Origin of the sequence: Streptomyces sp. NPDC090127 (assembly GCF_044746945.1) — a bacterium.
Classification (GTDB): domain Bacteria; phylum Actinomycetota; class Actinomycetes; order Streptomycetales; family Streptomycetaceae; genus Streptomyces.
Map to the genome: position 1 here is coordinate 485763 of NZ_JBIVDE010000005.1, position 20010 is coordinate 505772.

Below are 20010 nucleotides of genomic sequence, written 5' to 3' on the forward strand. Positions count from 1 at the left end.
CGAAGGATGCCAGACCGCCCGGCGGGGGCGAGGTCATCCGTCGCCGCAGATCCGCAGCCCCTTGGGCGTCGCGCAGGGCAGATGGCCGTGGGCGCGGATGACGTCCTGTCCCGGCCCCTGCCGCAGATAGGTGAGGAAACTGGAGGTCAGCGAGTCGGCCGGCGGCTCGCCCCAGGTGTAGGCGTACTCGATCTCCCGGTACGGGTACGTCGACGCGCCGATCTCGTCCACGTTCGGGACGCGGCCGTCGATGGCCACCCGGTGCAGGCCCTTCTGCCCGCTGACGGCGCGGAGTTCGGTGTACCCGACGGCGCCGGGCAGCCGGGCCACGGTGGCCAGCACCTGCGCGGTGCTGTCCAGTTCGCAGCGGGTGACCGCGGCCTCGGCGTCGTCCCGGTTCTCGCAGTCCCGGGAGGAGTTCGCGGGCTCGTTGCGGCCGAGCACCCGGCGCTGGAAGACCTCCCGCGTACCGGAGTTGGCGTCCCGGCTGACCAGCAGGATCCGGCGGTCCGGGCCGCCCGCGATCTGGTTCCAGTTGTCGATCTCGCCCTGGTAGACGGCGCGGACCTGTTCGAGGGTGAGGTTCTCGACCGGTACCTCGTCGTTGAGGACCAGCGTGAAGAGCGAGACGGCGACCATGTTCTCGCGGAGCTGCGGGAAGCCGCCGGGCTTGCGGCCGTCGGAGAGCGCGACGACCGCGGGCGCGCCCTTGCCGTTCGCGGCGCCGGCCGCCGCCAGCTCCCGTATCCCCGCTGTCGAGCCGTGGGCGTCCACCTCGATCGTGGCGCCCTCGCAGTCCTTCTCGTACCTCCGCGCCAGCTCCCGCACCGCCGGGGCGAAGGCGGTGGAGCCGGTCACCTTCAGGGTGCCCCGGGCGCAGCCGATGGGCGGCGGGTTGTCGCTGCGGACGATGATCGTGGCGAGGGCGACCACACAGGCGGCGAGGACGAGGGTGATGTTCCGGGCGGCGGGGCTGAAGGTCGGTGTCTTGTCGTCGACGCTTCTGGACACGTTGCGGTGGACGTCCACCGCGTCCCGGATGCCGGTGATCTGGATCGCGCGCTCCGTCACGCTGCCGGAGAGCATCACGAGTAGTTTGAAGTACTGGTTGCGCTCCAGGGAGACCTTGGGCATGAGGACGGAGGTGCCCTGCTTGCGCAGCCCGGGCCCCGCCCGCATCTCGTCCCGGACCGGTGCGTAGTCCGAGGGGATGGTGGCGACCACGGCCTTCACGTCCTTGTCGCTGAAGGTGATCTTCAGCCCCTCGGACTCGGTCGACGGCAGGTAGTCCCCGTGGTCGATGTCGCGCTGGCCGTCGTTCTCGATCCGGAGCAGGACCAGGGTGGAGCCGTTCTCGGCGATGTCGCCGTCCCGCAGGGTCAGGGTGCCGGCGGTCTCGCCGCCGTCGCGCAGGGGCGTGTTCAGCTGGACGCGGTACCCGAGCCGCTTGCCCCGCTGCTGGAAGCGCTCGTACACGATGACGCCGGCGGAGACGAGGACACCGAGGAGCGCGGTGCCGACGGCGATGACGTTCTCGGCGGTGAGCCAGTCCACGGATGCGACGGTACGGACGTGTGTGCGGTTCTGTGGGAGAGCTCCTATTCCGCCATCAGGAGTTCTCCCTTCGTTCAGCCGGCCCCGGCGGCCGGCACGGGTTGGCCGAACAACGGTTGCCGGGGCTGGGGAGCGTGGGTGTAATGGCCACGAGGGGGCCAGGCGGAGAGGAACCGCATGCGTGTCGTCGAAGTGACCGCCTACGGCGGCCCGGAGGTCCTGATGATGGCCCGCCGGCCGGAGCCCGAGGCCGGTGAGCGGCCCGGGCAGGTCCGGGTGCGCCTGAAGGCGGCCGGGGTGAACCAGGCCGACCTGCGGATCCGCGCGGGCCGGTACGGGGTGCTGATGGGCGCCCTGACGCCCCCGTTCGTCCTCGGCACGGACTTCGCGGGCAAGCTGCTCGATCCGGTCCCCGGCATGCCGGAGGGCACCCGGGTGGCCGGTTTCGTCCCCTGGTTCGAGGAGCTGACCGGCGAGGGCACGTACGCCGAGGTCATCTGGGTCGAGCCGGAGTGGCTGGCCCCGATCCCGGACGACGTGGAGTTCACCGTGGCCGCCTCCCTCCCGCTGGCCTCGGCCACCGCCCAGCGCGGTCTGGACCGGCTCGCGCTCCCGGCGGGATCGACCCTGCTCGTCTCCGGGGCCAGCGGCGTGGTGGGCCGGCTGGCGGTCCAGTACGCGGCGGCGGCCGGGCTGCGGGTGGTGGCCGTCGCCCACGAGGGCGACCAGCACGAGCTCAAGGTCCTCGGCGCCGAGCACTGCGTCGTGCGGGGCACCCCGGAGGAGATCGTCGCGCGGGTCGCCGAGGCGGTCCCGGAGAAGGTGGACGGAGCTTTCGACGGCGCGTTCCTCGGCGGTCCGCTGCTCCAGGCCGTGAAGGACGACGGCGCGTACATCGCGCTCGTCCCCGACCGCACGCCGGCCGCCGAGCGGAACATCCGGGTGGAGACCGTCCTCGGCAAGCCGGACTCCGCCCGGCTGAAGGAGTCCCTGGAGAAGGTGGCGGCCCGCGAGCTGATCACCCGGGTGTCGGACGTGATGCCGCTGGAGCACGCGGCGGAGGCCCATCGCAGGGCGGAGGCGGGGCACCGTCCCGGCCGCATCATCCTGATGATCTGACCGAGTCGTCGTGGTGCGCCGAAGGCGCCGAGGGCCTCACGGCACTCGGCGCCTTCGGCGTGCGCGACCTGCGCGGTGACCTGGCAGGAAGCAACGGCCGCACCCCGCACGAATGTTGAGGCACCACAAGAAACCGGAACCCCATATGTCACAAGTGTTGGTCTAGACCTTGACAGGTCCAGACCAAGGGCGCTTCGCTGGCCTTCCCCCACGGAAGGGCTAGCGCATCATGCGACGACTGCTCGTACTCCTGTCCGCGCTCCTCACGGCCGTCGGCCTGGCCGTCATCGTCCCCGCCACCACAGCGGGGGCGGCCCCCGCGTGCGTGGGCGCCTGGAACTCCTCCAGCGTCTACACGGGCGGCATGACCGCCTCGTACAGCGGCCGCAACTGGTACGCCAAGTGGTGGACCCAGAACGAACGCCCCGGCTCCTCGGACGTCTGGCGCGACGAGGGCGCGTGCGGCGGCGGTACGACCCCGCCGAACCCGTCCGGATTCGTCGTCTCCGAGGCCCAGTTCAACCAGATGTTCCCGAGCCGGAACTCGTTCTACACGTACAGCGGCCTCACCGCCGCCCTCGGCGCGTACCCGGCGTTCGCCAACACCGGCAGCGACACGGTGAAGAAGCAGGAGGCCGCGGCCTTCCTCGCCAACGTCAACCACGAGACCGGCGGCCTGGTCCACATCGTGGAGCAGAACACGGCCAACTACCCGCACTACTGCGACAGCAGCCAGCCCTACGGCTGCCCCGCCGGTCAGGCCGCGTACTACGGCCGTGGCCCGATCCAGCTCTCCTGGAACTTCAACTACAAGGCCGCCGGTGACGCCCTCGGCATCAACCTCCTCAGCGACCCGTACCGCGTCGAGCGCGACGCGGCCGTCGCCTGGAAGACCGGCCTCTGGTACTGGAACACCCAGAACGGCCCCGGCACGATGACCGGTCACAACGCCATGGTCAACGGCGCCGGCTTCGGCCAGACGATCCGTTCGATCAACGGCGCGCTGGAGTGCGACGGCAAGAACCCGGCGCAGGTCCAGAGCCGGGTCACCAAGTACCAGCAGTTCGCCCAGATCCTGGGCGTGCCGACGGGCGCCAACCTGTACTGCTGACGCCCCAGGGGTACGTAGCGCATACGGACACGGCGGTTCCCGGGCCTCTCGGAGGAGGCACCGGGAGCCGCCGTCGCTCGTCAGTCCTGCCACTCCAGGAACGCGCTCCAGGCGGCCGGCGCGACGGCGAAGGTGGGGCCGTCGGTGACCTTGGAGTCACGGAGGTGGACGGAGTGGGGGCAGGTGGCGACTTCTACGCAGTTGCCGCCGCCGCTGTCGCTGTAGGACGACTTGTGCCAGTCGAAGGCGACTTCGAGGCAGTCGCCGCCGCTGGAGCTGCTGTAGCTGGACTTGAACCAGCGCAGGGTCTCGCTCATCTACCTTCTCCCGCCAACTGCTCGATGAGACCCAACGACTCGCGCGTGCCAAGGGCCTGTGCCCGGATCTTCGCATAGCGCTGAGCGTACGTACGCACCTTCACCGGGTCGGTGATGATCACGCTCTCGTCCTGGATCTCCAGGTAGACGAGGCGGGTGTGTTCAGCGGTCTCGATCACGTTCAGCATGCCGCGATCGCCGGCGTTCTCGCCGGTCAGGCCGACATCCATCGGCAGGATCTGTACGGTGACGTTCTTCCGGCGGGCGCACTCCGCCAGATGCAGGTACTGCGCCCGCATGATCTCGTCGCTGCCGAACTTCCTGCCCAGTGCCGACTCGTCCAGGACCAGCTCGATCAGTCGCATCGGGTCCTTGTCGAAGAGCGCCTGGCGCGCGATGCGCGCCTCGACCAGCTCTTCGACGCGCGCGTCGGACGGGGGTGGGTAGCCGCCCGCGATCTGCGCCCGGGCGTAGGCCTCCGTCTGGAAGAGACCGTGCACGTTGTGCATCGAGAACAGGTTGAGACTCGTGGCCTTCTGCTCGATCGGCGCGTAGTCGCGGAACTGCTCCGGCAGTTTCTCCAGCCGTACGAGCTCCCGCATCTCCTCGAAGACGCCCGTCCCGTCCCCCAGTGCCTCTTCCAGCTTGACCATCATCTCGTCGCTCACCGGATGCAGCAGGCGCTCCATCGCGCTGATCGCCGCGCCCGTGTACCCCATGCGAGAGCCGAGTTGCTCCTGCGTCAGCCCCTTCCGTAGCCGCATTTTCTTCGCTACGGCGGCCACCATCCGCGCCGCAGGACCCACCGATTCCTTGTTCTCTGATCGCGCCATCGCGCTCCCCATTCGAACTCAACCGGTCTCAACCGGTCTCAACCGCTCCCCGCCGAATTCGACTGACCACAAGGGGCGTTGGCGCTGGTCAAGGGGTTGCCGACGCGTCCTCTCAGTCGTGGAAAACGCTAGCGGGGACGCGCCAGACTGTCCCCGTGAATTCAGAGAATGGTGGAGCGAACATGTGCTGGATTCCCGTTTCCGGATTCCAGCTCCGTAAGGCCGGTGTGCAATTCGACGCGGTACGGGTGGACGGCACCGACGGCCGACGCCTCGCCGACCGCATGGAAGAGCTCACCGGCGGCGACCCGGGGCCGGTCGTCATCGAGGCGAACGGGCGGCGCGGGGTCTACTTCCTCGTTCCGCCCGGGACGACCGCCCACCGGTCCTGGCCCCGGGGTGCGACGCGCTTCACGTCCGGTCCGGCCCACGTGGGGTACGTACCGGTGCCGGCGCTGACGGGGCGGACCTGGCCGCTGTCGTGGCGGTTTCCGCCGACGGAGCCGGACCGGTTCGTCCACACCCTCCTGCTGCGGAGCGCTTGCACGGAAGTGCTGTCGTCGACCGACGGGTGACCCCTCCTTATGTGCCCTTGCGTACCTTCCGTGGCGGGACGTTCGTGGGGTTGAGTCGGAGATCGCCGACGATCCCGGAGGGGCGGAGCCCGATGCGCGAGCGCCAGACCAAGGAAGCCACCGAGGAGAAGGAAGGCCGGATCAGGCGCGGGGTCGCCCGGTCCGGCCCGGGGCCCGCCGGGCACCGGCACGAACTCCTGCACCTCCAGGGCACGGTGGGCAACGCGAACGTCGTGCAGCGGCTGCAACGGTCGGGTCACGCGCCCCACGCGGAGGACCACGGCCACGGCCACGACCACCCCCACGGCCTTCCGGTCCAGCGGGCGATCACCGTCGACGGCACGGCGGTCGAGGACCCCGCCCAGGTGCTGGCGGCGAGCGACGTGGGCGACCTCCTCTCGGAGACGGGTCTGAGGGTGCTGAACTACCTCAAGCGACCCGAGTTCGGCGCGTCCCTGGACGTGAAGGACGGCGAGGAGCTGGCGATCGAGGTCGACAGGATCGCCGCGATGATCGACCTGGTGCACTCGATCAACTCCAGCGGCATCCTGGGCCGCAGGACGCTCGGGCAGCAGGGCATCGCGCACACCGGGTCCAACGACCTCGGCGACACCACGGCGCTGGCCGTGAACGTGCTCGACGCGCGGACCGCGACGGACCACGAGGCCCTCCAGGACGTGGTGACGAACTCGCTGACCTCCCGCAACAACGGCAGCTTCAGCGTCGCCATGGAACGCCCCCAGGACGAGGACATGATCCTCGCCGACCTCGCCGAGGTGACCGACGGCGGCGGTCTTTCGGAGACGGAGCTCGAAGGACTGCGGCGGGACGCGGCGGGCGACGCGAGCCTGCTCGGGATGCTCGTGAACGCCATGCGGAACCAGAAGCTCTCCGAGGCGCAGGGTGAGGTCGTGGCCCGGTACACGGCGCTGCTCCAGGCGCGTACGGAGAACACGGCGATGGCGATCATCGACCGGCCGGGCGCCGACGTCGCCACACTCGGCCCGGGCAGCCGGGCGTACGAGTCCGACGTACCGGCCGACCGGATCCCGCCGGGCGGGGCCGGCGGGTTCACCTCGCTCGTGCTGCCCGGATGGTTCGAGCCGTACGGGCTGCTGCTGATGACGAGGGACTGGCCGGCCGGGGTGAAGCTGCGCTTCGCCGGGACGAAGAAGATCACCGCCCACTACCGGGCGGCGGACCAGGACTGGCCCGTCACGGTCGATGCCCCGGACTACGCGTCCGAGATCGAGAAGACGCTCCAGGAGTTCAAGCTGATCGCGACCCACATCCTCAAGACCTCGGGCGGCATCTGACCGCCCGAGGCCGGGGGGCCGGGTCAGCCGCCGCTCCGCAGGGGCGCGACCGGCGTGGGGCCGGGGTAGATGTGGTCGGGGGTCACGACCCGGGTCACCGCCTGGCCGAGGAAGGCACTCGGCTCCTTGCCTTCGGTGAGGACGTCGGTGTTGAGGAGGATGACCAGGGACGCCCGTGCCTCGGGGAGGTAGACGACCAGGCTCTCGTACCCCAGCGTGGAGCCGTCGTGGCCGATCCAGCCGTTGACGTCGAAGATGCCGAGCCCGTACGAGGCGTTGGGGATGCCGATCGGCTGCGTGTCCAGCCGTTCCGCCTGGGTCTCGGGCGTCAGGAGCGTGCCGGTGGCGAGGGTCCGGGACCAGCTGCGCAGGTCCTGGAGGTTGGAGATGACGGCCCCGGCGGCCCACCCCCACGACGGATTCAGGTCGGTGGCGTCCTCGATCTCCCCGGAGGTCGTCTGGGCGGTGTAGCCGTGTGCGTGCGGCTCGGGGAACTCCGGGGTCGTCGGGAAGATCGTGTCGCGCAGCCCGGCGGGTTCCAGGACCTGGTCCTCCATGACGTCCTGGAGCGGTCGGCCGGTGACCTTCTCGATGGCCAGGCCGAGGAGGATCAGATTGGTGTTGGAGTACTCGAACGTCGAGCCGGGCGCGAACTGCACGCCGTGCTTGAAGGAGTAGTCGAGCAGGTCCTGTGGGGTGAAGGGCTCGGTGGGGAGCGTGTCGAGCCGCTTGTTGAAGTCCGGGTCGTCGGCGTAGTTGTAGAGCCCGCTGCGCATGCCGGCCAGTTGGCGCAAGGTGATGCGCTCGCCGTTCGGGACGCCGGAGACGTACTGGTCGATGGTGTCGTCCAGGCCCAACTGCCCCTGGTCGACGAGGCGCAGGAGCGCGGTGACGGTGAACGTCTTGGTCACGCTGCCGACGCGCATGTTGAGGTCGGGGGTCATGGGCGTGCCGGTCTGTTCGTCGGCGACGCCGAACGCCCTGACGTAGCTGCCCTTGCCGGGGGCCCACAGGCCCACGATGACGCCGGGCACCCGCGTCTGACGCATGGTGTCCTGGACCGCCTTGTCGATCTCGGCCGCGACGGCCGGTGTCAGCTCGGGGAACTCGCCGTCGTCGGTCTGCGGGACGGCGGTGGCGGGGGTGACGGCGGTGGCGGCGGCCTGGGAGGCCGCGGGAGCCGTTCCGTACGCGGCGCCCGCCGCGGTCGGTACGACGAGCATGCCTGCCGCTGCGGCGAGCGCGCAGGCGCTGCGCAGCCGGAGCCGGGTGGATCTCATGAGGCGCCCTCCTGCCGGTCAGGGACGGGGGCAACATCAACATGCTAGGTCGGGGGTCCCGGCACCGCGCGCCCAGAACGTTCCGGGGACCCGCTCCCGGCTCCCCGCACATCCGTCGCTCCGGGTCCGCCCTGCCGCCGCTCCGGCCGCTTCTACCCCTGCGGTCCCACCGCCCCGGCCCCGCGCCCCTCCGCCCCGGCCGCTTCCACCGCTTCCAGCGCCCCCGAGAGGCGTTCCAGGACCCGCACGGTCTCCTCGAAGGCGTCCAGGCCTCCGAGCGCATCCGTCAGGCGGGCCGCGAGCTCCGCGTGGCCCGGGTCGATGCGCCGGACGGCGGCGCGGCCCTCGGGGGTCGGGGCGAGCAGTTTGGCGCGGCGGTGGGCGGGGTTGGTCTCGTACGCCGCGAGCCCCCGCTCCACCAGCAGGTCCGCGATCCGCTGGACGCTCTGCCGGGTGATGCCCATGGCGCGGGCGATCCCGGCGACCGGCAGCGGTTCGGGCAGGACGGCGCCCAGGACCTGCCACCACGCGGCGGTCAGGCCGGCGGGCGCGGCCAACTTCTCGGAGACCGCGAGGAACTGGCCGTTCAGCCGGAAGACGCCGAGTGCCGTACGGGACAGGGCGTCCTGCTGCTCCCGGCTCACGCGTTGAGCTCCTCGTACGCCGCCGGGTCCGAGTCGTGGAAGAGGCGGTACCAGGCGTCGAGCCTGGCGCCCTCGAAGGCGCCCAGCCTCCCGAGGACCTCGCGGGCGAAGGCCACCGGTTCGGTCGGTCCGGCGGTGATCAGATCGCCGTCGGTGACCGCGTCCGCGTCGACGTAGTGCTGCCCGCCCTGGTAGCCGGTGGCGGCCAGGTAGAAGGAGATCGCGCTGGTGTGCGCGCGGTCGTCGAGGAGGCCCTCGCGGGCCAGTCCGGCGGTGGCGCCGCAGATGGCGGCGACCGGGACGCCGGCGTCGAGGAAGCGGCGGGCGGCGCCCGCGAAGGGGGCGAGGTCGTCGCTCGTGTCCCAGAGGTCGGCGCCGGGGAGGATCAGCAGCGCGCTGTCCTCCGGCCGCAGGTCGTCGAGGGCGAGATCGGGGAGGATCCGGGTTCCGGCGATGGTGGCGACGGGCTTGTCGGCGACGGGCCCGACGGTCCTGACCGTGAAGCCGGAGCGGGCGAGCCAGGCGGTGGCGTGACCCGTCTCCCAGTCGGCGAGGGTGTCGTACACGGCGAGGTGGACGGTGCGGGGCATGGTGGGCCTCCTGCGCGGTTTTGCGGTGCCGTTCTCGTATGACAGAAGGCTGTCATGTCGACAGGATGCTGTCAATGGTCGCCGTGCGTGGAATCACCTCCCGGCAACGTGTCGCGTCCGCCCCGGTCTCGGTGGACAAGATGGTCATGGCCGCTCCGACCTGCGCGTCCTTACCCTGGGGGCATGACCCCTCATGTCGAACCCGATCCCCAGGCCGGCGCGGCCGTGAAGGCCGCAGACCGCGCGCACGTGTTCCACTCCTGGTCCGCCCAGGGCCTGATCGACCCGCTCGCCGTCGCCGGCGCCGAGGGTTCGTACTTCTGGGACTACGACGGCAACCGGTACCTCGACTTCACCAGCGGCCTCGTCTACACCAACATCGGCTACCAGCACCCCCGTGTGGTCGCCGCCATCCAGGAGCAGGCCGCGAAGCTCACCACCTTCGCGCCCGCCTTCGCCATCGACGTACGCTCCGAGGCCGCACGCCTCATCGCCGAGCGCACCCCCGGCGACCTGGACAAGATCTTCTTCACCAACGGCGGCGCCGAGGCCGTCGAGAACGCCGTACGGATGGCCCGGCTGCACACCGGCCGCCACAAGGTGCTCTCCGCCTTCCGCTCGTACCACGGCGCCACCTCCACCGCGATCAACCTGACCGGCGACCCGCGCCGCTGGGCCTCCGACACCGGCTCCGCGGGCGTCGTGCGCTTCTGGGCGCCGTTCCTCTACCGCTCGCCGTTCTACGCCGAGACCGAGGCGCAGGAGTGCGAGCGCGCCCTCGCCCACCTCGAGGACACCATCGCCTTCGAGGGCCCGGGCACGATCGCCGCGATCATCCTGGAGACCGTCCCCGGCACCGCCGGCATCATGACCCCGCCGCCCGGTTACCTCGCGGGCGTCCGCGCGATCTGCGACAGGTACGGCATCGTCTTCGTCCTGGACGAGGTCATGGCCGGCTTCGGCCGCACCGGCAAGTGGTTCGCCGCCGAGCACTTCGACGTCGTGCCCGACCTGATGACCTTCGCCAAGGGCGTGAACTCCGGTTACGTGCCCCTCGGCGGCGTCGCGATCAACGCGGAGATCGCCGCCACCTTCGACAAGCGGCCCTACCCGGGCGGTCTGACCTACTCCGGCCACCCGCTCGCCTGCGCCGCCGCCGTCGCGACCATCGAGGTCATGGAGGACGAGAAGGTCGTCCAGCACTCCGCCCACATCGGCGAGACCGTCCTCGGCCCGGGCCTGCGCGACCTGGCCGAGCGCCACCCGTCGGTCGGCGAGGTCCGCGGCATGGGCACGTTCTGGGCGCTCGACCTGGTCAGGAACAGGGAGACCCGCGAGCCGCTCGTCCCGTACAACGCGACGGGTGAGGCCAACGCCCCCATGGCGGCCTTCGGCGCGGCGGCCAAGAAGCACGGCCTGTGGCCCTTCATCAACATGAACCGCACCCACGCCGTCCCCGCCTGCAACGTCAGCGAGGCGGAGGCGAAGGAGGGCCTGGCCGCCCTCGACGCGGCGCTGAGCGTGGCCGACGAGCACACGGTGTAGGAATCGTCACGGAGTCGGACCCTCCGTCTGGTCTAGGGTGTCCCAGAGCCGGACGGAGGGGGCCGACCATCATGCCCGCGAGCGGAGCTGTCACCCGCAACACCCTGCGGCGACAGATCGCGGACGCGCTCCGTGACGAGGTGCTCGCCGGGCGTTTGCAGCCGGGCGAGGAGTTCACCGTCAAACAGATCGCCGAGCAGTACGGCGTCTCGGCGACCCCGGTCCGCGAGGCCCTCGTCGACCTCTCCGCGCAGGGGCTCCTCGACTCCGACCAGCACCGCGGCTTCCGCGTGCACCAGTTCACGATCGCGGACTACCGCGGCATGGTCGAGGCCCGGATGCTCGTCGTGGACGGCATCTTCCGCCGCCACGACCCCGCCGTGCAGCCGCCGGGCCCCGACGTCTCCCGAGGGGTCGCGCTGGTCTCCATACGGCGCCGGGGCGAGGCCGCGGCCCGCGCGGCCCGCGCCGGGGACCTCGACATCCTCATCGGCTACGACATCCGCTACTGGCGCGAGCTGGGCCGGCTGGTCTCCGCCAACGACTACATCGCGGACTTCCTGCACCGGCTCCGGGTCCAGGCCTGGGTCTTCTCCGTGCCGTACCTGCGCGCCGACCGGGACGTCCTCGGCCGGCTGTGGAGCGGGCACGTGGAGCTCGTGGACGCGCTGACCCTGGGCGACGCGGTCGCGGCGGCCGAGGTCATGCGGGCGTACAACCGGCAGTCGCTGGAGTGGGCGGACCACCTGGAGACGCGCACGGCGTGACAGGACCGGCCGATCGCACCGCGAACCGGCCGATCGCATCGAGAACCGGCCGATCGCACCGCTCGGCGGGGTGTCGGGGAGGGCGCCCGGGGGCAGGTCCCCACCGGGTGTGCGGTGCGCACCGCGCCGACTACCCTGGCCGTCCCTGCAACTGACGGAGAGCGAGCGTCCCTTGGCCTGTGACCTGTGGCTGGTCCCTCTGGTCGACGTGCTGTGCCACAGCCCCGACAACCCCTTCGCCGAAGAGATCGCCGCCTACGACAAGGCCCTGACCGCGTCCGGCCTGCCGACCGTGCCGGTGTACGCCTACATGCCGGGGCTCTCCGGCGATGTCGCGCCCGTCGCCGGGTTCGACTACGACGCCCTGCACTTCCTGCGCCGCGCCTACCTGCTGCAGTTGTGCGGCCTGCCCGTCGAGCCGGTCGACGAGCTCGGCGGCGACTACGAACAGCTCCTGGAGATGTTCGAGTCGGCCGCGCAGCAGTCCCACCTCGTCTGGCACTACGACCACGCCGGGGCGTACGTGCCCGTGGACTTCCCGGCGCCGCTCTCCAGCGACGAACTCCTGGAGGGCGGCGGCCCGCTGGGGTCCTCGCACGGCCTGCTGCGGGAACTGGAGTTCGTCGCGCCCGCGATCGGGATCGACGCGGGCAACCCGCCGCCCGCGCCGGTGCCGCCGGAGCGGCCGACCTCGCTGGAGGAGCCGGCCAGGCCGATCGCGTACGACGACAGCCCGTTCGCGCGCGAGCGCCATGTCTGGCTGGGGCTGCACGCGGCGGCGACCCGGAGCCTCGGCCAGGGCTCGATGATCATCCTGAGCTGACGCGGACGGCCGACCGGATACGCGGACGGGCGGCCGGACGACGGGAAGGGCGCCCCCGGAGCCGACGGGGGCGCCCTTTCGCGTACGCACGCGAGGACGTTCGGTCAGCGCGGCTCGGGCGGGCGCTGCCTCGGCATGTTGGGACGGGTGCCCGGTGGGAGCGGGAAGCGGGTGGAGGGGTGGCCGCCCTCGGGACGGGACGGGCCCGCGCCGACGGCCTGGAGGGCGAGCGGCGCGGGGCCGGAGCGGAACTCGATCATCCAGTCCGCCGTCTCCGCCCGTACGAGCTCCGTCACGTCCTCCGAGAACCGGCGCAGCACCCCCAGGCACCGCTCCGCCGCCTCGCTCGCCGTCCCCTCGGTGGGCCCGAGGACCTCCCGCACGCTCTCCGACGCCCAGTCGAACTGCAGGGCCTGGAGTCGGCGCTGCACGGCCTGGGCGGTCGCGACGTCCCTTATCCAGCCGGACGTGAGCCCGAAGTACCGGTCGCACGCCATGCACGCGGCGCCGAGCAGCAGGGACAGGTACCCCCAGCCCGCTGCCCCGTCCGGCGCCACGTCGGTCAGGTCGAGCAGCGGCAGCGCGGCGCCCGCGATGACGCCCAGGGCCGTACCGACCCGCAGGGCCCGGGCGGAGCGGCGCTTCCAGACGCGGTCCGACAGGTACCACTCGGCGGTGCGCAGGGCCTGGGACTCCACCCACCGGTACAGCTCGTCCAGCCGCTCCGCGGGCTCGCCCCAGTCGCCGAGCGGGAACGGCGTCCCGGTCAGATCGCGGCGCGCGGCGGACCCCCCGGGCTGCGCCGGTCGCCCAGGCTCCCCGGGGGGCGGCTGCGGCGGCTGCATCTCCGGCTGCTGGCTCACCGGGGCACTCCTCTGTTCAGCTCAGCGCTCGTGACGCTCTGTGGCGTGCGGTGCACGTGGTGCCTGCCCTTCCTACCGCCGAATGGTGGGCTGCGGGCCCGGAATCCCGGGATTTCCGCCCGCAAGGGGGTCTTGATCAGCTAGAGGAGCCCGCAGTTTCTCACCCGAAAGAGTTGTGGCGGCAGGGCGGGCATGGACCACGTAGGCTCGGCATACCGAACATCAGTCGTCCCGGTGTCCCCCGGATACCGGCGAAAAGCCAGGAGTGACCGTGATTCCCGGTGGTGGCCAGCCCAACATGCAGCAGCTCCTCCAGCAGGCCCAGCAGATGCAGCAGGATCTCGCGCGCGCCCAGGAGGAGCTCGCCGCGACCGAGGTCGAGGGACAGGCCGGCGGCGGCCTGGTGACCGCGACGGTAACCGGCTCGGGCGAGCTGCGCGGCCTGGTCATCGACCCCAAGGCGGTCGACCCGGAGGACACCGAGACGCTGGCCGACCTGGTCGTCGCCGCGGTCAAGGCCGCCAACGACAACGCGCAGCAGCTCCAGCAGGAGAAGCTGGGCCCGCTGGCGCAGGGCCTGGGCGGAATGCCGGGCCTGGGCTTCTGAGCCGCTTCCCGGCCTGGGCTACTAAGGCGCCCCGGCAGCCACTACCGTAAGAAACAAGCACTTCTGAGAAGGGCGCTGGCGTTGTACGAAGGCGTGGTTCAGGACCTCATCGACGAACTGGGCAGGCTGCCCGGCGTCGGCCCCAAGAGCGCCCAGCGGATCGCCTTCCACATCCTCCAGGCCGAGCCGACCGACGTCCGCCGGCTGGCGCACGCGCTCCTGGAGGTCAAGGAGAAGGTCAGGTTCTGCGAGGTCTGCGGCAACGTGGCCCAGCAGGAGCAGTGCGCCATCTGCCGCGACCCGCGCCGGGACCAGTCGGTCATCTGCGTGGTCGAGGAGCCGAAGGACGTCGTGGCGATCGAGCGGACCCGCGAGTTCCGCGGCCGCTACCACGTGCTCGGCGGCGCGATCAGCCCGATCGAGGGCGTCGGGCCGGACGACCTGCGCATCCGTGAGCTGCTCGCACGGCTCGCGGACGGGACGATCACCGAGCTGATCCTCGCGACCGACCCGAACCTGGAGGGCGAGGCCACCGCGACCTACCTGGCGCGGATGATCAAGCCCATGGGCCTCAGGGTCACGCGTCTGGCGAGCGGCCTGCCGGTCGGCGGTGACCTGGAGTACGCCGACGAAGTCACCCTGGGGCGTGCCTTCGAGGGGCGGCGGCTGCTAGATGTATGACGACAGGGCCTGCGCGCCCGCGCCCGCGCTCGAAGGAGGCACCCGCGATGTCTGATGCCACACTGCACGCGATCACGCAGGACCCGGACGACTTCGCGGTCCAGATCGCCGACTCGATCGAGTCGTTCATCGTGGCGACGACGGAAGTCGCCAAGGGCGACGAGCCCGACAGCGCGGTGCCCTTCCTGCTCCTGGAGATCTCCCAGCTGCTGCTCGCGGGCGGGCGGCTCGGCGCGCACGAGGACATCGTCCCGGACGAGCGCTACGAGACGGACACGGGCCCGGAGCCGGACGTGGACGACCTGCGCGAGCGCTTCGCGGCGATGCTCGACCCCGTGGACGTCTTCTCCGAGGTCTTCGACCCGTACGAGCCCCGCAAGGCGCCCGTGCCGGCCCGGATCTCCGACAACCTGGCCGACATCGTCACCGACCTCCGCCACGGCCTGGCCCACTACCGGGCGGGGCGCACCAGCGAGGCGCTGTGGTGGTGGCAGTTCTCGTACTTCTCCAACTGGGGCCCGACGGCCTCGGCGACCCTCCGCGCCCTCCAGTCGCTGGTCGCCCACGTCCGGCTCGACCAGCCGCTGGCCGCCCTCGACGGCCTGGACACGGACGAGGACCTGACGGAGGACGACCTGGCGGAGGAGGCGGGCCGGGTCATGGCGGAGGAGATCGCGGGTCCGCTGGGGCTGGGACTGCAGAAGTAACGCCGAGGGGCTGATGGGCGGGGGAGCGGCCCGGACGGAGGCGTCCGGCGAACGGGCGGTCGCGGCGGGCGGGGCGATCGGGCAGGTCAACACGGGCGACCACGTCACGCAGGTCGAACGGGCGACGCTGCTGCCGCCGGAGGCGCTTGACGTCGCCCCGGCGGGCCTGGTCCATCTCCCGGAGCGCACGAAGCTCTTCGTGGGTCGCGCCCGCGAACTCGCCCTGCTCGACGAGGGGGCGGGCGTCCAGGTCATCTGCGGCCTGGGCGGCATCGGCAAGTCGACGCTGGCGGCGCGGTGGGCGGCGGACCGGGTGGGCGACCACCCGGTGGTCTGGTGGATCACGGCCGAGACGCCGGCCGAACTGGACGCGGGTCTGGCGGAGTTGGCGCGGGCGATGCAGCCGTCGGTGGTGGGTGTCCTGCCGGAGAACGCCCTGCGCGAGCGGGCGTTGCAGTGGCTGGCGACCCACGAGGGCTGGCTCCTCGTCCTGGACAACGTCTCCGACCCGGCGGACCTGCGCCCCCTCCTCGCCCGGGCGGGCGAGGGCGGCCGAATCCTGGTCACCTCGCGCCGGGCGACCGGCTGGCAGGACATCGCCCGCACGGTGGCGCTGGACGTCCTGGGCCCGGCGGAGGCGGCGGAACTCTTCACGGGCGTGTGCGAGGCCGACGACGGACTGGGCTCGCTCTGCGAGGAGTTGGGCCACCTGCCCCTGGCCCTGAAGCAGGCGGCCGCGTACTGCGCGGAGGCGGGCATCACACCGCGCACGTACCTGGAGCTGCTGGCCGCGTACCCCGCCGAGATGTTCGCGGCGACGGCGGAGGGCGGCGAGGCGGCGCGGACGATGGCGCGGGTGTGGCAGGTGACACTGAACCGCCTGACGGACACGCCGTTGGCGGTCGTGGTTCTCCGGGTCATCGCGTGGTGGGCGCCGGAGGGGATTCCGCGCCAGTTCCTGCAGCCGTTGGGGACGCCCCTGGAAGTGACGGAGGCGGTCCGGCGGCTGTCGGCGCACAGCATGATCACGCTGCGGGACGGGGAGCTGAGCGTCCACCGGCTGGTGCAGGCGGTGGTGCGGGCGGACGCGGCGGGGGCGAGGGCGCGTGGCCCTGCCATGCAGCTGTTGCACAGGGGCGCCCGGGCCGCCGGCTGGCAGGCGGCCGTCCACGCCGAGGCGCTGGCCGGACACACCGATCCGGAGGCGGACACCGAGGCCGAGGCCGAACTGTTCCAGCTGGCCGGGGTGCTCTTCGGCAGGGACACGGCCGTGCGCCGGGCGCTGCCGCTCTTCGAGCGGGCGGTGGACTCCCTGCGTCGATCGCACGGCCCGGACCATCCGTCCACGGTGAGCGCCGTACAGCGATGCGCCCTGGCCATGGGGTGGGCGGGCGACACCGAGCGGGCCGCCGAGCTCCTGACGGATGTCCTGGCGGCCCGGCTGCGGGATCTCGGGCCCGACGATCCGGAAACCCTGGAAGCCCGTAGGGGGCTCGCCCGAGTCCTGCGGAAGTCTGATCATCAGCGAGCGGCGGACCTCCTCACCGAGAACGTCGCGCAGTGGCAGAGCCTGCTGGGGCCCACGCACCCCCGGACGATCCGGGCGCGGTTCGAGCAGCTCGAAGCCCGCTTCGGTGCCGCCATGGAGGTGACGGCTCTCGAGGAGCTCGCGGACGAGGCCGAGCGGGCTTCGCCGGAGGACCCCGACCTGCGGGCCTCGATCAAGCGCACCCTCGTCCTGGCGCTCTCGACCGCCGGAGAGACGGAGCGCGCCCTCGCCCTCGCGGAGGAGGTGACCGAGGAGGCCCGACGCCGCCTGGGCACAGGCGACTCGAACATCCTCCTCTCGCGCCTTCTCACCATTCAGGTGCTCAACAGGGGAGGCCACGAGGCTCGCGGTCGTCTTCTCGGGGCCAAGCTGCTGGAGGACTGTCTGCGGACGGTCGGGGAGTCCGAGCTCACGCGACTCGTACGGAAGGTGATGTCCTGACCCCCGCACGGCACCACCCCCGCGCTGCCATCATGGACGCATGGCAACACAGGGGCGGGCGAAGGCAGTTCTGTGGACCGGCGTCGGACTCGCGGTCGTCGGCGTCGGTGCGCTGATCGCCGTCGCCGTAGCCGACCTCGGCAAGGCGGACCAGATCGCGAGCGTCGTCGGGGCCGTCCTGACCGCCGCCGGTTTCGGGCTCTCCCTCTGGGGCCAGTTCGGGCCCCGCGGCACGGCGACGCCGGGCGTGACCGCGTCCGGCGCGGGCTCCGTCGCGGCGGGCGGCAACATCGGGTCGGCGACGACGGGCAGCGGTACGTCCCCCGCACCGGCACCGACCCCCGCACCGGCACCGACGCCCGCGCCGGCACCGACCCCCGCACCGGCACCGACCCCCGCACCGGCACCGACCCCCGCACCGGCACCGACGCCCGCGCCCACCTCCACACCCGCCCCCGCACCGACCCCCGCGCCCACCTCTGCCCCCAGCTCCACCCCCACCCCCGGCTCCGTGACCGCCTCCGGTGACCGGTCCGTCGCCGCCGGTGGTGACATCGGGAGCGTGTCGACGGGCGACGCGTGACGGGACGCGAGCGCGGCGAGCGCGGCGTCGAGGCCGCCGGGGACCGGGCCGTCGCCTCCGGCGGGAACATCGGGCGGGTCGTCACCGGGGACTACGTCACCCAGGTCGAACGCGCCGTCCTCCTCCCGCCCGAGGCCCTCGCGCCCGCCGTCTGCCCGGACGGGCTGTCCAAGGTCCCGCGCAAGGCCGTGCGGTTCGTCGGGCGGGAGCGGGAACTCACCTGGCTGGACGCGCACCTGGGAGACCAGGGCCAGGGGCTCGCCGTCGTCCGCGGCCTCGGCGGCATCGGCAAGTCGACGCTCGCGGCCCGCTGGGCGACCCTGCGGGCCGAGGGCCACCGGCCCACCTGGTGGATCACCGCCGAGAGCCGTGCCGACCTCGACACCGGGCTCGCCGGCCTCGCCGGGGCCATGCAGCCCGCGCTGATCGACGTACTCCCGCAGGAGGCCCTGCGTGAGCGGGCGTTGCAGTGGCTGGCCACGCACGACGGGTGGCTGCTGGTGCTCGACAACGTCACCGAGGCCGCCGACGTCGAGCCCCTGCTCGCGCGGGTCGCCGGGCGGCGCGGCCGGATCCTGATCACGACCCGGCAGGCGGGCGGGTGGGACGGCCTCGCCGAGGTCCTGGCCCTGACGGTGCCGGACACGGACGACGCGTACGCGATGTACGCGCAGGTCGTCACCGGCCTCGGGGACGGGTACGACCGTCACGCGAGGAAGCTCTGCGCGGCCCTGGGCCACCTGCCGCTCGCCGTCGCCCAGGCCGCCGCGTACTGCGCCGAGACGCGGACGACGCCCGGCGAGTACCTGGATCAGCTACGGCAGTACCCGGGCGCGTTGTACGAGTCGCCCGGCGACGGGCGGCAGGCCGTCGCCTGGACCTGGCGGCTCACCCTGGACCGGCTCGTGGCCGCCGATCCGCTCACCGGCACCATCCTGCGCGTCCTGGCCTGGTGGGGGCCCGACCGGATCCCCCGGCACCTGCTCGACCGGCTCGGCCCCGCCCCGCTCGTGCGCCGGGCGGTCGGCCGGCTCGACGCGCACAGCATGGTGACGACGCACGAGGACGGCGCCGTCTCCGTGCACCGGCTGGTCCAGGCCGTCGCCCGCACGGCGGACGCGAACGATCCGCACCGGCGGGCGGAGGACATCGAGGCGGCCCGTCTCGTCGCGGAGGAGGTGCTGACCTCGGCCCTGCCGCAGGGCGCCGACGGCCGGGCGGAGTGGGGCGCGTGGCGCGCGCTGTTCCCGCACGTCGAGACGTACGTGGGGCACGTCGACCCGGCGGCCGAGACCGCGGGCACGGCCGCGCTGGTGCACCGGGGGGCCCGGTTCCTGGTGTCGGACCAGGACACGTGGGAGGCGGAGCGCTGGTTCGAGCGGGCGGTCGCCTGCCGGGAGCGGGTGCTCGGCGCGGACCACCCGGAGACCGCCGCCAGCCGGGCGGGCCTCGCCGAGTGCTGGGGCATCGCCGGGGACCTGGAGCCGGCGGCCGAGCTCCAGGCGCGGGTCGTGGCCGACCTGGAGCGGGTGGCCGGCGAGGGCCGGGCGGAGACGCACGTGGCCCGCGGCAACCTGGCCATCACCCTGCGCCATCTGGGAGACAAGGAGGGCGCCGTCGTCCTGCTCGAAGGGGCGCTCGCAGGGCTCGAACGGCTGCGGGGGCCCGCCCACCGGGACACCCTGCTGGTGCGCAGTCACCTCGGAGTCGCCTACCAGGACGCCGGGCGCCTGGAGGACGCGATCGTCCTGCACGAGCGGACCCTCGCGGAGCGGCGGAGCCTGCTCGGCCCGGACCACCCCGAGACGCTGACGTCGCGGCTGAACCTGGTCCGGCTGTACGAGGCGGTGGGGGAGGTCGAGCGGGCCGTGGCGGAGTACGACGCGGTGGTCGACGACGCCGTACGGGCGCTGGGGGAGGACCATCACTTCACCACGCACCTGATGCACGTCGACCCTCCGGGCGGGCGTCGGCCGCACGGTCCACGCTGGTGGCCGACCATGTGAGCCCGGTGGCCGACCATGTGAGCCCGCCCACAGATCCGCGTACCCCCGCTCCTCCCGGGCATGCGGTCCTCCACGGGCGGCCCGGATTCGACGGTCGTG

At 72.3% G+C, this 20010-nt stretch carries 20 protein-coding genes; 13 read left to right on the forward strand and 7 right to left on the reverse strand.

Translation table 11 applies throughout. The features are described 5' to 3' along the window. Positions 1-33 precede the first annotated feature (33 nt). Positions 34-1554, reverse strand: a complete 1521-nt coding sequence (locus ACIPPS_RS21110) for a substrate-binding domain-containing protein (protein WP_401434154.1) — start codon at positions 1552-1554, stop codon at positions 34-36. A gap of 177 nt (positions 1555-1731) precedes the next feature. Here ACIPPS_RS21110 and ACIPPS_RS21115 point away from each other — a divergent pair, with 177 nt between their 5' ends. Together ACIPPS_RS21115 and ACIPPS_RS21120 are read left to right on the forward strand one after the other, a co-directional pair. Continuing rightward, positions 1732-2673, forward strand: a complete 942-nt coding sequence (locus tag ACIPPS_RS21115) for an NADP-dependent oxidoreductase (RefSeq protein ID WP_401434157.1) — start codon at positions 1732-1734, stop codon at positions 2671-2673. 229 nt (positions 2674-2902) lie between these two features. Beyond that, entirely contained in the window at positions 2903-3784 is an 882-nt protein-coding gene (locus ACIPPS_RS21120) for a glycoside hydrolase family 19 protein (RefSeq protein ID WP_401434159.1), read from the forward strand. 80 nt (positions 3785-3864) lie between these two features. On the opposite strand, the gene ACIPPS_RS21125 is transcribed toward ACIPPS_RS21120, so the two are convergent. After that, positions 3865-4101 carry a DUF397 domain-containing protein gene (locus ACIPPS_RS21125; RefSeq protein WP_401434162.1) on the reverse strand — a complete coding sequence of 79 codons (237 nt, stop codon included), beginning with the start codon at positions 4099-4101 and terminating at the stop codon, positions 3865-3867. Beyond that, a complete protein-coding gene (locus tag ACIPPS_RS21130; protein ID WP_401434164.1) occupies positions 4098-4934 on the reverse strand; it encodes a helix-turn-helix transcriptional regulator in 837 nt (278 codons plus the stop codon). The genes ACIPPS_RS21125 and ACIPPS_RS21130 overlap by 4 nt, the downstream gene beginning before the upstream one ends. A gap of 182 nt (positions 4935-5116) precedes the next feature. On the opposite strand from ACIPPS_RS21130, the gene ACIPPS_RS21135 reads away from it, so the two are divergent. Together ACIPPS_RS21135 and ACIPPS_RS21140 are read left to right on the forward strand one after the other, a co-directional pair. After that, the gene (locus ACIPPS_RS21135) at positions 5117-5509 is read left to right on the forward strand and encodes a hypothetical protein (protein ID WP_401434167.1); all 393 of its coding nucleotides are present in this window, start codon (positions 5117-5119) and stop codon (positions 5507-5509) included. Between the two features lie 92 nt (positions 5510-5601). Further along, the gene (locus tag ACIPPS_RS21140) at positions 5602-6825 is read left to right on the forward strand and encodes a hypothetical protein (protein ID WP_401434169.1); all 1224 of its coding nucleotides are present in this window, start codon (positions 5602-5604) and stop codon (positions 6823-6825) included. 23 nt (positions 6826-6848) lie between these two features. On the opposite strand, the gene ACIPPS_RS21145 is transcribed toward ACIPPS_RS21140, so the two are convergent. The 3 genes from ACIPPS_RS21145 to ACIPPS_RS21155 all read right to left on the reverse strand — a co-directional run bounded on the left by ACIPPS_RS21145 (position 6849) and on the right by ACIPPS_RS21155 (position 9339). Then, a complete protein-coding gene (locus ACIPPS_RS21145; protein WP_401434172.1) occupies positions 6849-8105 on the reverse strand; it encodes a serine hydrolase domain-containing protein in 1257 nt (418 codons plus the stop codon). A gap of 152 nt (positions 8106-8257) precedes the next feature. Next, positions 8258-8749 (reverse strand): MarR family winged helix-turn-helix transcriptional regulator, encoded by a 492-nt coding sequence (locus ACIPPS_RS21150; protein WP_401434175.1) that lies wholly within the window; start codon positions 8747-8749, stop codon positions 8258-8260. After that, the gene (locus tag ACIPPS_RS21155; protein ID WP_401434177.1) at positions 8746-9339 is read right to left on the reverse strand and encodes a DJ-1/PfpI family protein; all 594 of its coding nucleotides are present in this window, start codon (positions 9337-9339) and stop codon (positions 8746-8748) included. The genes ACIPPS_RS21150 and ACIPPS_RS21155 overlap by 4 nt, the downstream gene beginning before the upstream one ends. A 183-nt stretch (positions 9340-9522) precedes the next feature. Here ACIPPS_RS21155 and ACIPPS_RS21160 point away from each other — a divergent pair, with 183 nt between their 5' ends. The 3 genes from ACIPPS_RS21160 (at position 9523) to ACIPPS_RS21170 (ending at position 12474) form a co-directional block, all read left to right on the forward strand. Continuing rightward, positions 9523-10884 (forward strand): aspartate aminotransferase family protein, encoded by a 1362-nt coding sequence (locus ACIPPS_RS21160; protein WP_401434180.1) that lies wholly within the window; start codon positions 9523-9525, stop codon positions 10882-10884. 71 nt (positions 10885-10955) lie between these two features. Then, positions 10956-11651 (forward strand): GntR family transcriptional regulator, encoded by a 696-nt coding sequence (locus ACIPPS_RS21165; RefSeq protein WP_401434183.1) that lies wholly within the window; start codon positions 10956-10958, stop codon positions 11649-11651. A gap of 172 nt (positions 11652-11823) precedes the next feature. Next, positions 11824-12474, forward strand: a complete 651-nt coding sequence (locus tag ACIPPS_RS21170) for a hypothetical protein (RefSeq protein WP_401434186.1) — start codon at positions 11824-11826, stop codon at positions 12472-12474. A gap of 104 nt (positions 12475-12578) precedes the next feature. Here ACIPPS_RS21170 and ACIPPS_RS21175 read toward each other — a convergent pair whose 3' ends face one another. Then, a complete protein-coding gene (locus ACIPPS_RS21175) occupies positions 12579-13319 on the reverse strand; it encodes an SLATT domain-containing protein (RefSeq protein WP_401434662.1) in 741 nt (246 codons plus the stop codon). A gap of 289 nt (positions 13320-13608) precedes the next feature. Here ACIPPS_RS21175 and ACIPPS_RS21180 point away from each other — a divergent pair, with 289 nt between their 5' ends. From ACIPPS_RS21180 to ACIPPS_RS21205, 6 genes are all read left to right on the forward strand, one after another. After that, entirely contained in the window at positions 13609-13944 is a 336-nt protein-coding gene (locus tag ACIPPS_RS21180; RefSeq protein ID WP_401434189.1) for a YbaB/EbfC family nucleoid-associated protein, read from the forward strand. A gap of 81 nt (positions 13945-14025) precedes the next feature. Continuing rightward, complete coding sequence (recR, locus tag ACIPPS_RS21185) at positions 14026-14625, forward strand: recombination mediator RecR (RefSeq protein ID WP_401434192.1); 600 nt, start codon at positions 14026-14028, stop codon at positions 14623-14625. A 47-nt stretch (positions 14626-14672) separates the two neighbouring features. Further along, positions 14673-15332 carry a DUF5063 domain-containing protein gene (locus ACIPPS_RS21190; protein WP_401434195.1) on the forward strand — a complete coding sequence of 220 codons (660 nt, stop codon included), beginning with the start codon at positions 14673-14675 and terminating at the stop codon, positions 15330-15332. Between the two features lie 13 nt (positions 15333-15345). Then, a complete protein-coding gene (locus tag ACIPPS_RS21195; RefSeq protein ID WP_401434198.1) occupies positions 15346-17322 on the forward strand; it encodes a tetratricopeptide repeat protein in 1977 nt (658 codons plus the stop codon). A gap of 40 nt (positions 17323-17362) precedes the next feature. Beyond that, entirely contained in the window at positions 17363-17905 is a 543-nt protein-coding gene (locus ACIPPS_RS21200; RefSeq protein ID WP_401434201.1) for a hypothetical protein, read from the forward strand. After that, entirely contained in the window at positions 17902-19911 is a 2010-nt protein-coding gene (locus ACIPPS_RS21205) for a tetratricopeptide repeat protein (RefSeq protein WP_401434204.1), read from the forward strand. The genes ACIPPS_RS21200 and ACIPPS_RS21205 overlap by 4 nt, the downstream gene beginning before the upstream one ends. The last annotated feature ends 99 nt before the right edge of the window (positions 19912-20010 follow it).

Excerpts from the sequence above, each read along its gene's own strand:
- ACIPPS_RS21115 (WP_401434157.1), top strand. The coding sequence starts at position 1,732 with ATGCGTGTCGTCGAAGTGACCGCCTACGGCGGCCCGGAGGTCCTGATG.
- ACIPPS_RS21120 (WP_401434159.1), top strand. The coding sequence starts at position 2,903 with ATGCGACGACTGCTCGTACTCCTGTCCGCGCTCCTCACGGCCGTCGGC.
- ACIPPS_RS21125 (WP_401434162.1), bottom strand. The coding sequence starts at position 4,101 with ATGAGCGAGACCCTGCGCTGGTTCAAGTCCAGCTACAGCAGCTCCAGC.
- ACIPPS_RS21130 (WP_401434164.1), bottom strand. The coding sequence starts at position 4,934 with ATGGCGCGATCAGAGAACAAGGAATCGGTGGGTCCTGCGGCGCGGATG.
- ACIPPS_RS21135 (WP_401434167.1), top strand. The coding sequence starts at position 5,117 with ATGTGCTGGATTCCCGTTTCCGGATTCCAGCTCCGTAAGGCCGGTGTG.
- ACIPPS_RS21140 (WP_401434169.1), top strand. The coding sequence starts at position 5,602 with ATGCGCGAGCGCCAGACCAAGGAAGCCACCGAGGAGAAGGAAGGCCGG.
- ACIPPS_RS21145 (WP_401434172.1), bottom strand. The coding sequence starts at position 8,105 with ATGAGATCCACCCGGCTCCGGCTGCGCAGCGCCTGCGCGCTCGCCGCA.
- ACIPPS_RS21155 (WP_401434177.1), bottom strand. The coding sequence starts at position 9,339 with ATGCCCCGCACCGTCCACCTCGCCGTGTACGACACCCTCGCCGACTGG.
- ACIPPS_RS21160 (WP_401434180.1), top strand. The coding sequence starts at position 9,523 with ATGACCCCTCATGTCGAACCCGATCCCCAGGCCGGCGCGGCCGTGAAG.
- ACIPPS_RS21165 (WP_401434183.1), top strand. The coding sequence starts at position 10,956 with ATGCCCGCGAGCGGAGCTGTCACCCGCAACACCCTGCGGCGACAGATC.
- ACIPPS_RS21175 (WP_401434662.1), bottom strand. The coding sequence starts at position 13,319 with ATGCAGCCGCCGCAGCCGCCCCCCGGGGAGCCTGGGCGACCGGCGCAG.
- ACIPPS_RS21190 (WP_401434195.1), top strand. The coding sequence starts at position 14,673 with ATGTCTGATGCCACACTGCACGCGATCACGCAGGACCCGGACGACTTC.
- ACIPPS_RS21195 (WP_401434198.1), top strand. The coding sequence starts at position 15,346 with ATGGGCGGGGGAGCGGCCCGGACGGAGGCGTCCGGCGAACGGGCGGTC.
- ACIPPS_RS21200 (WP_401434201.1), top strand. The coding sequence starts at position 17,363 with ATGGCAACACAGGGGCGGGCGAAGGCAGTTCTGTGGACCGGCGTCGGA.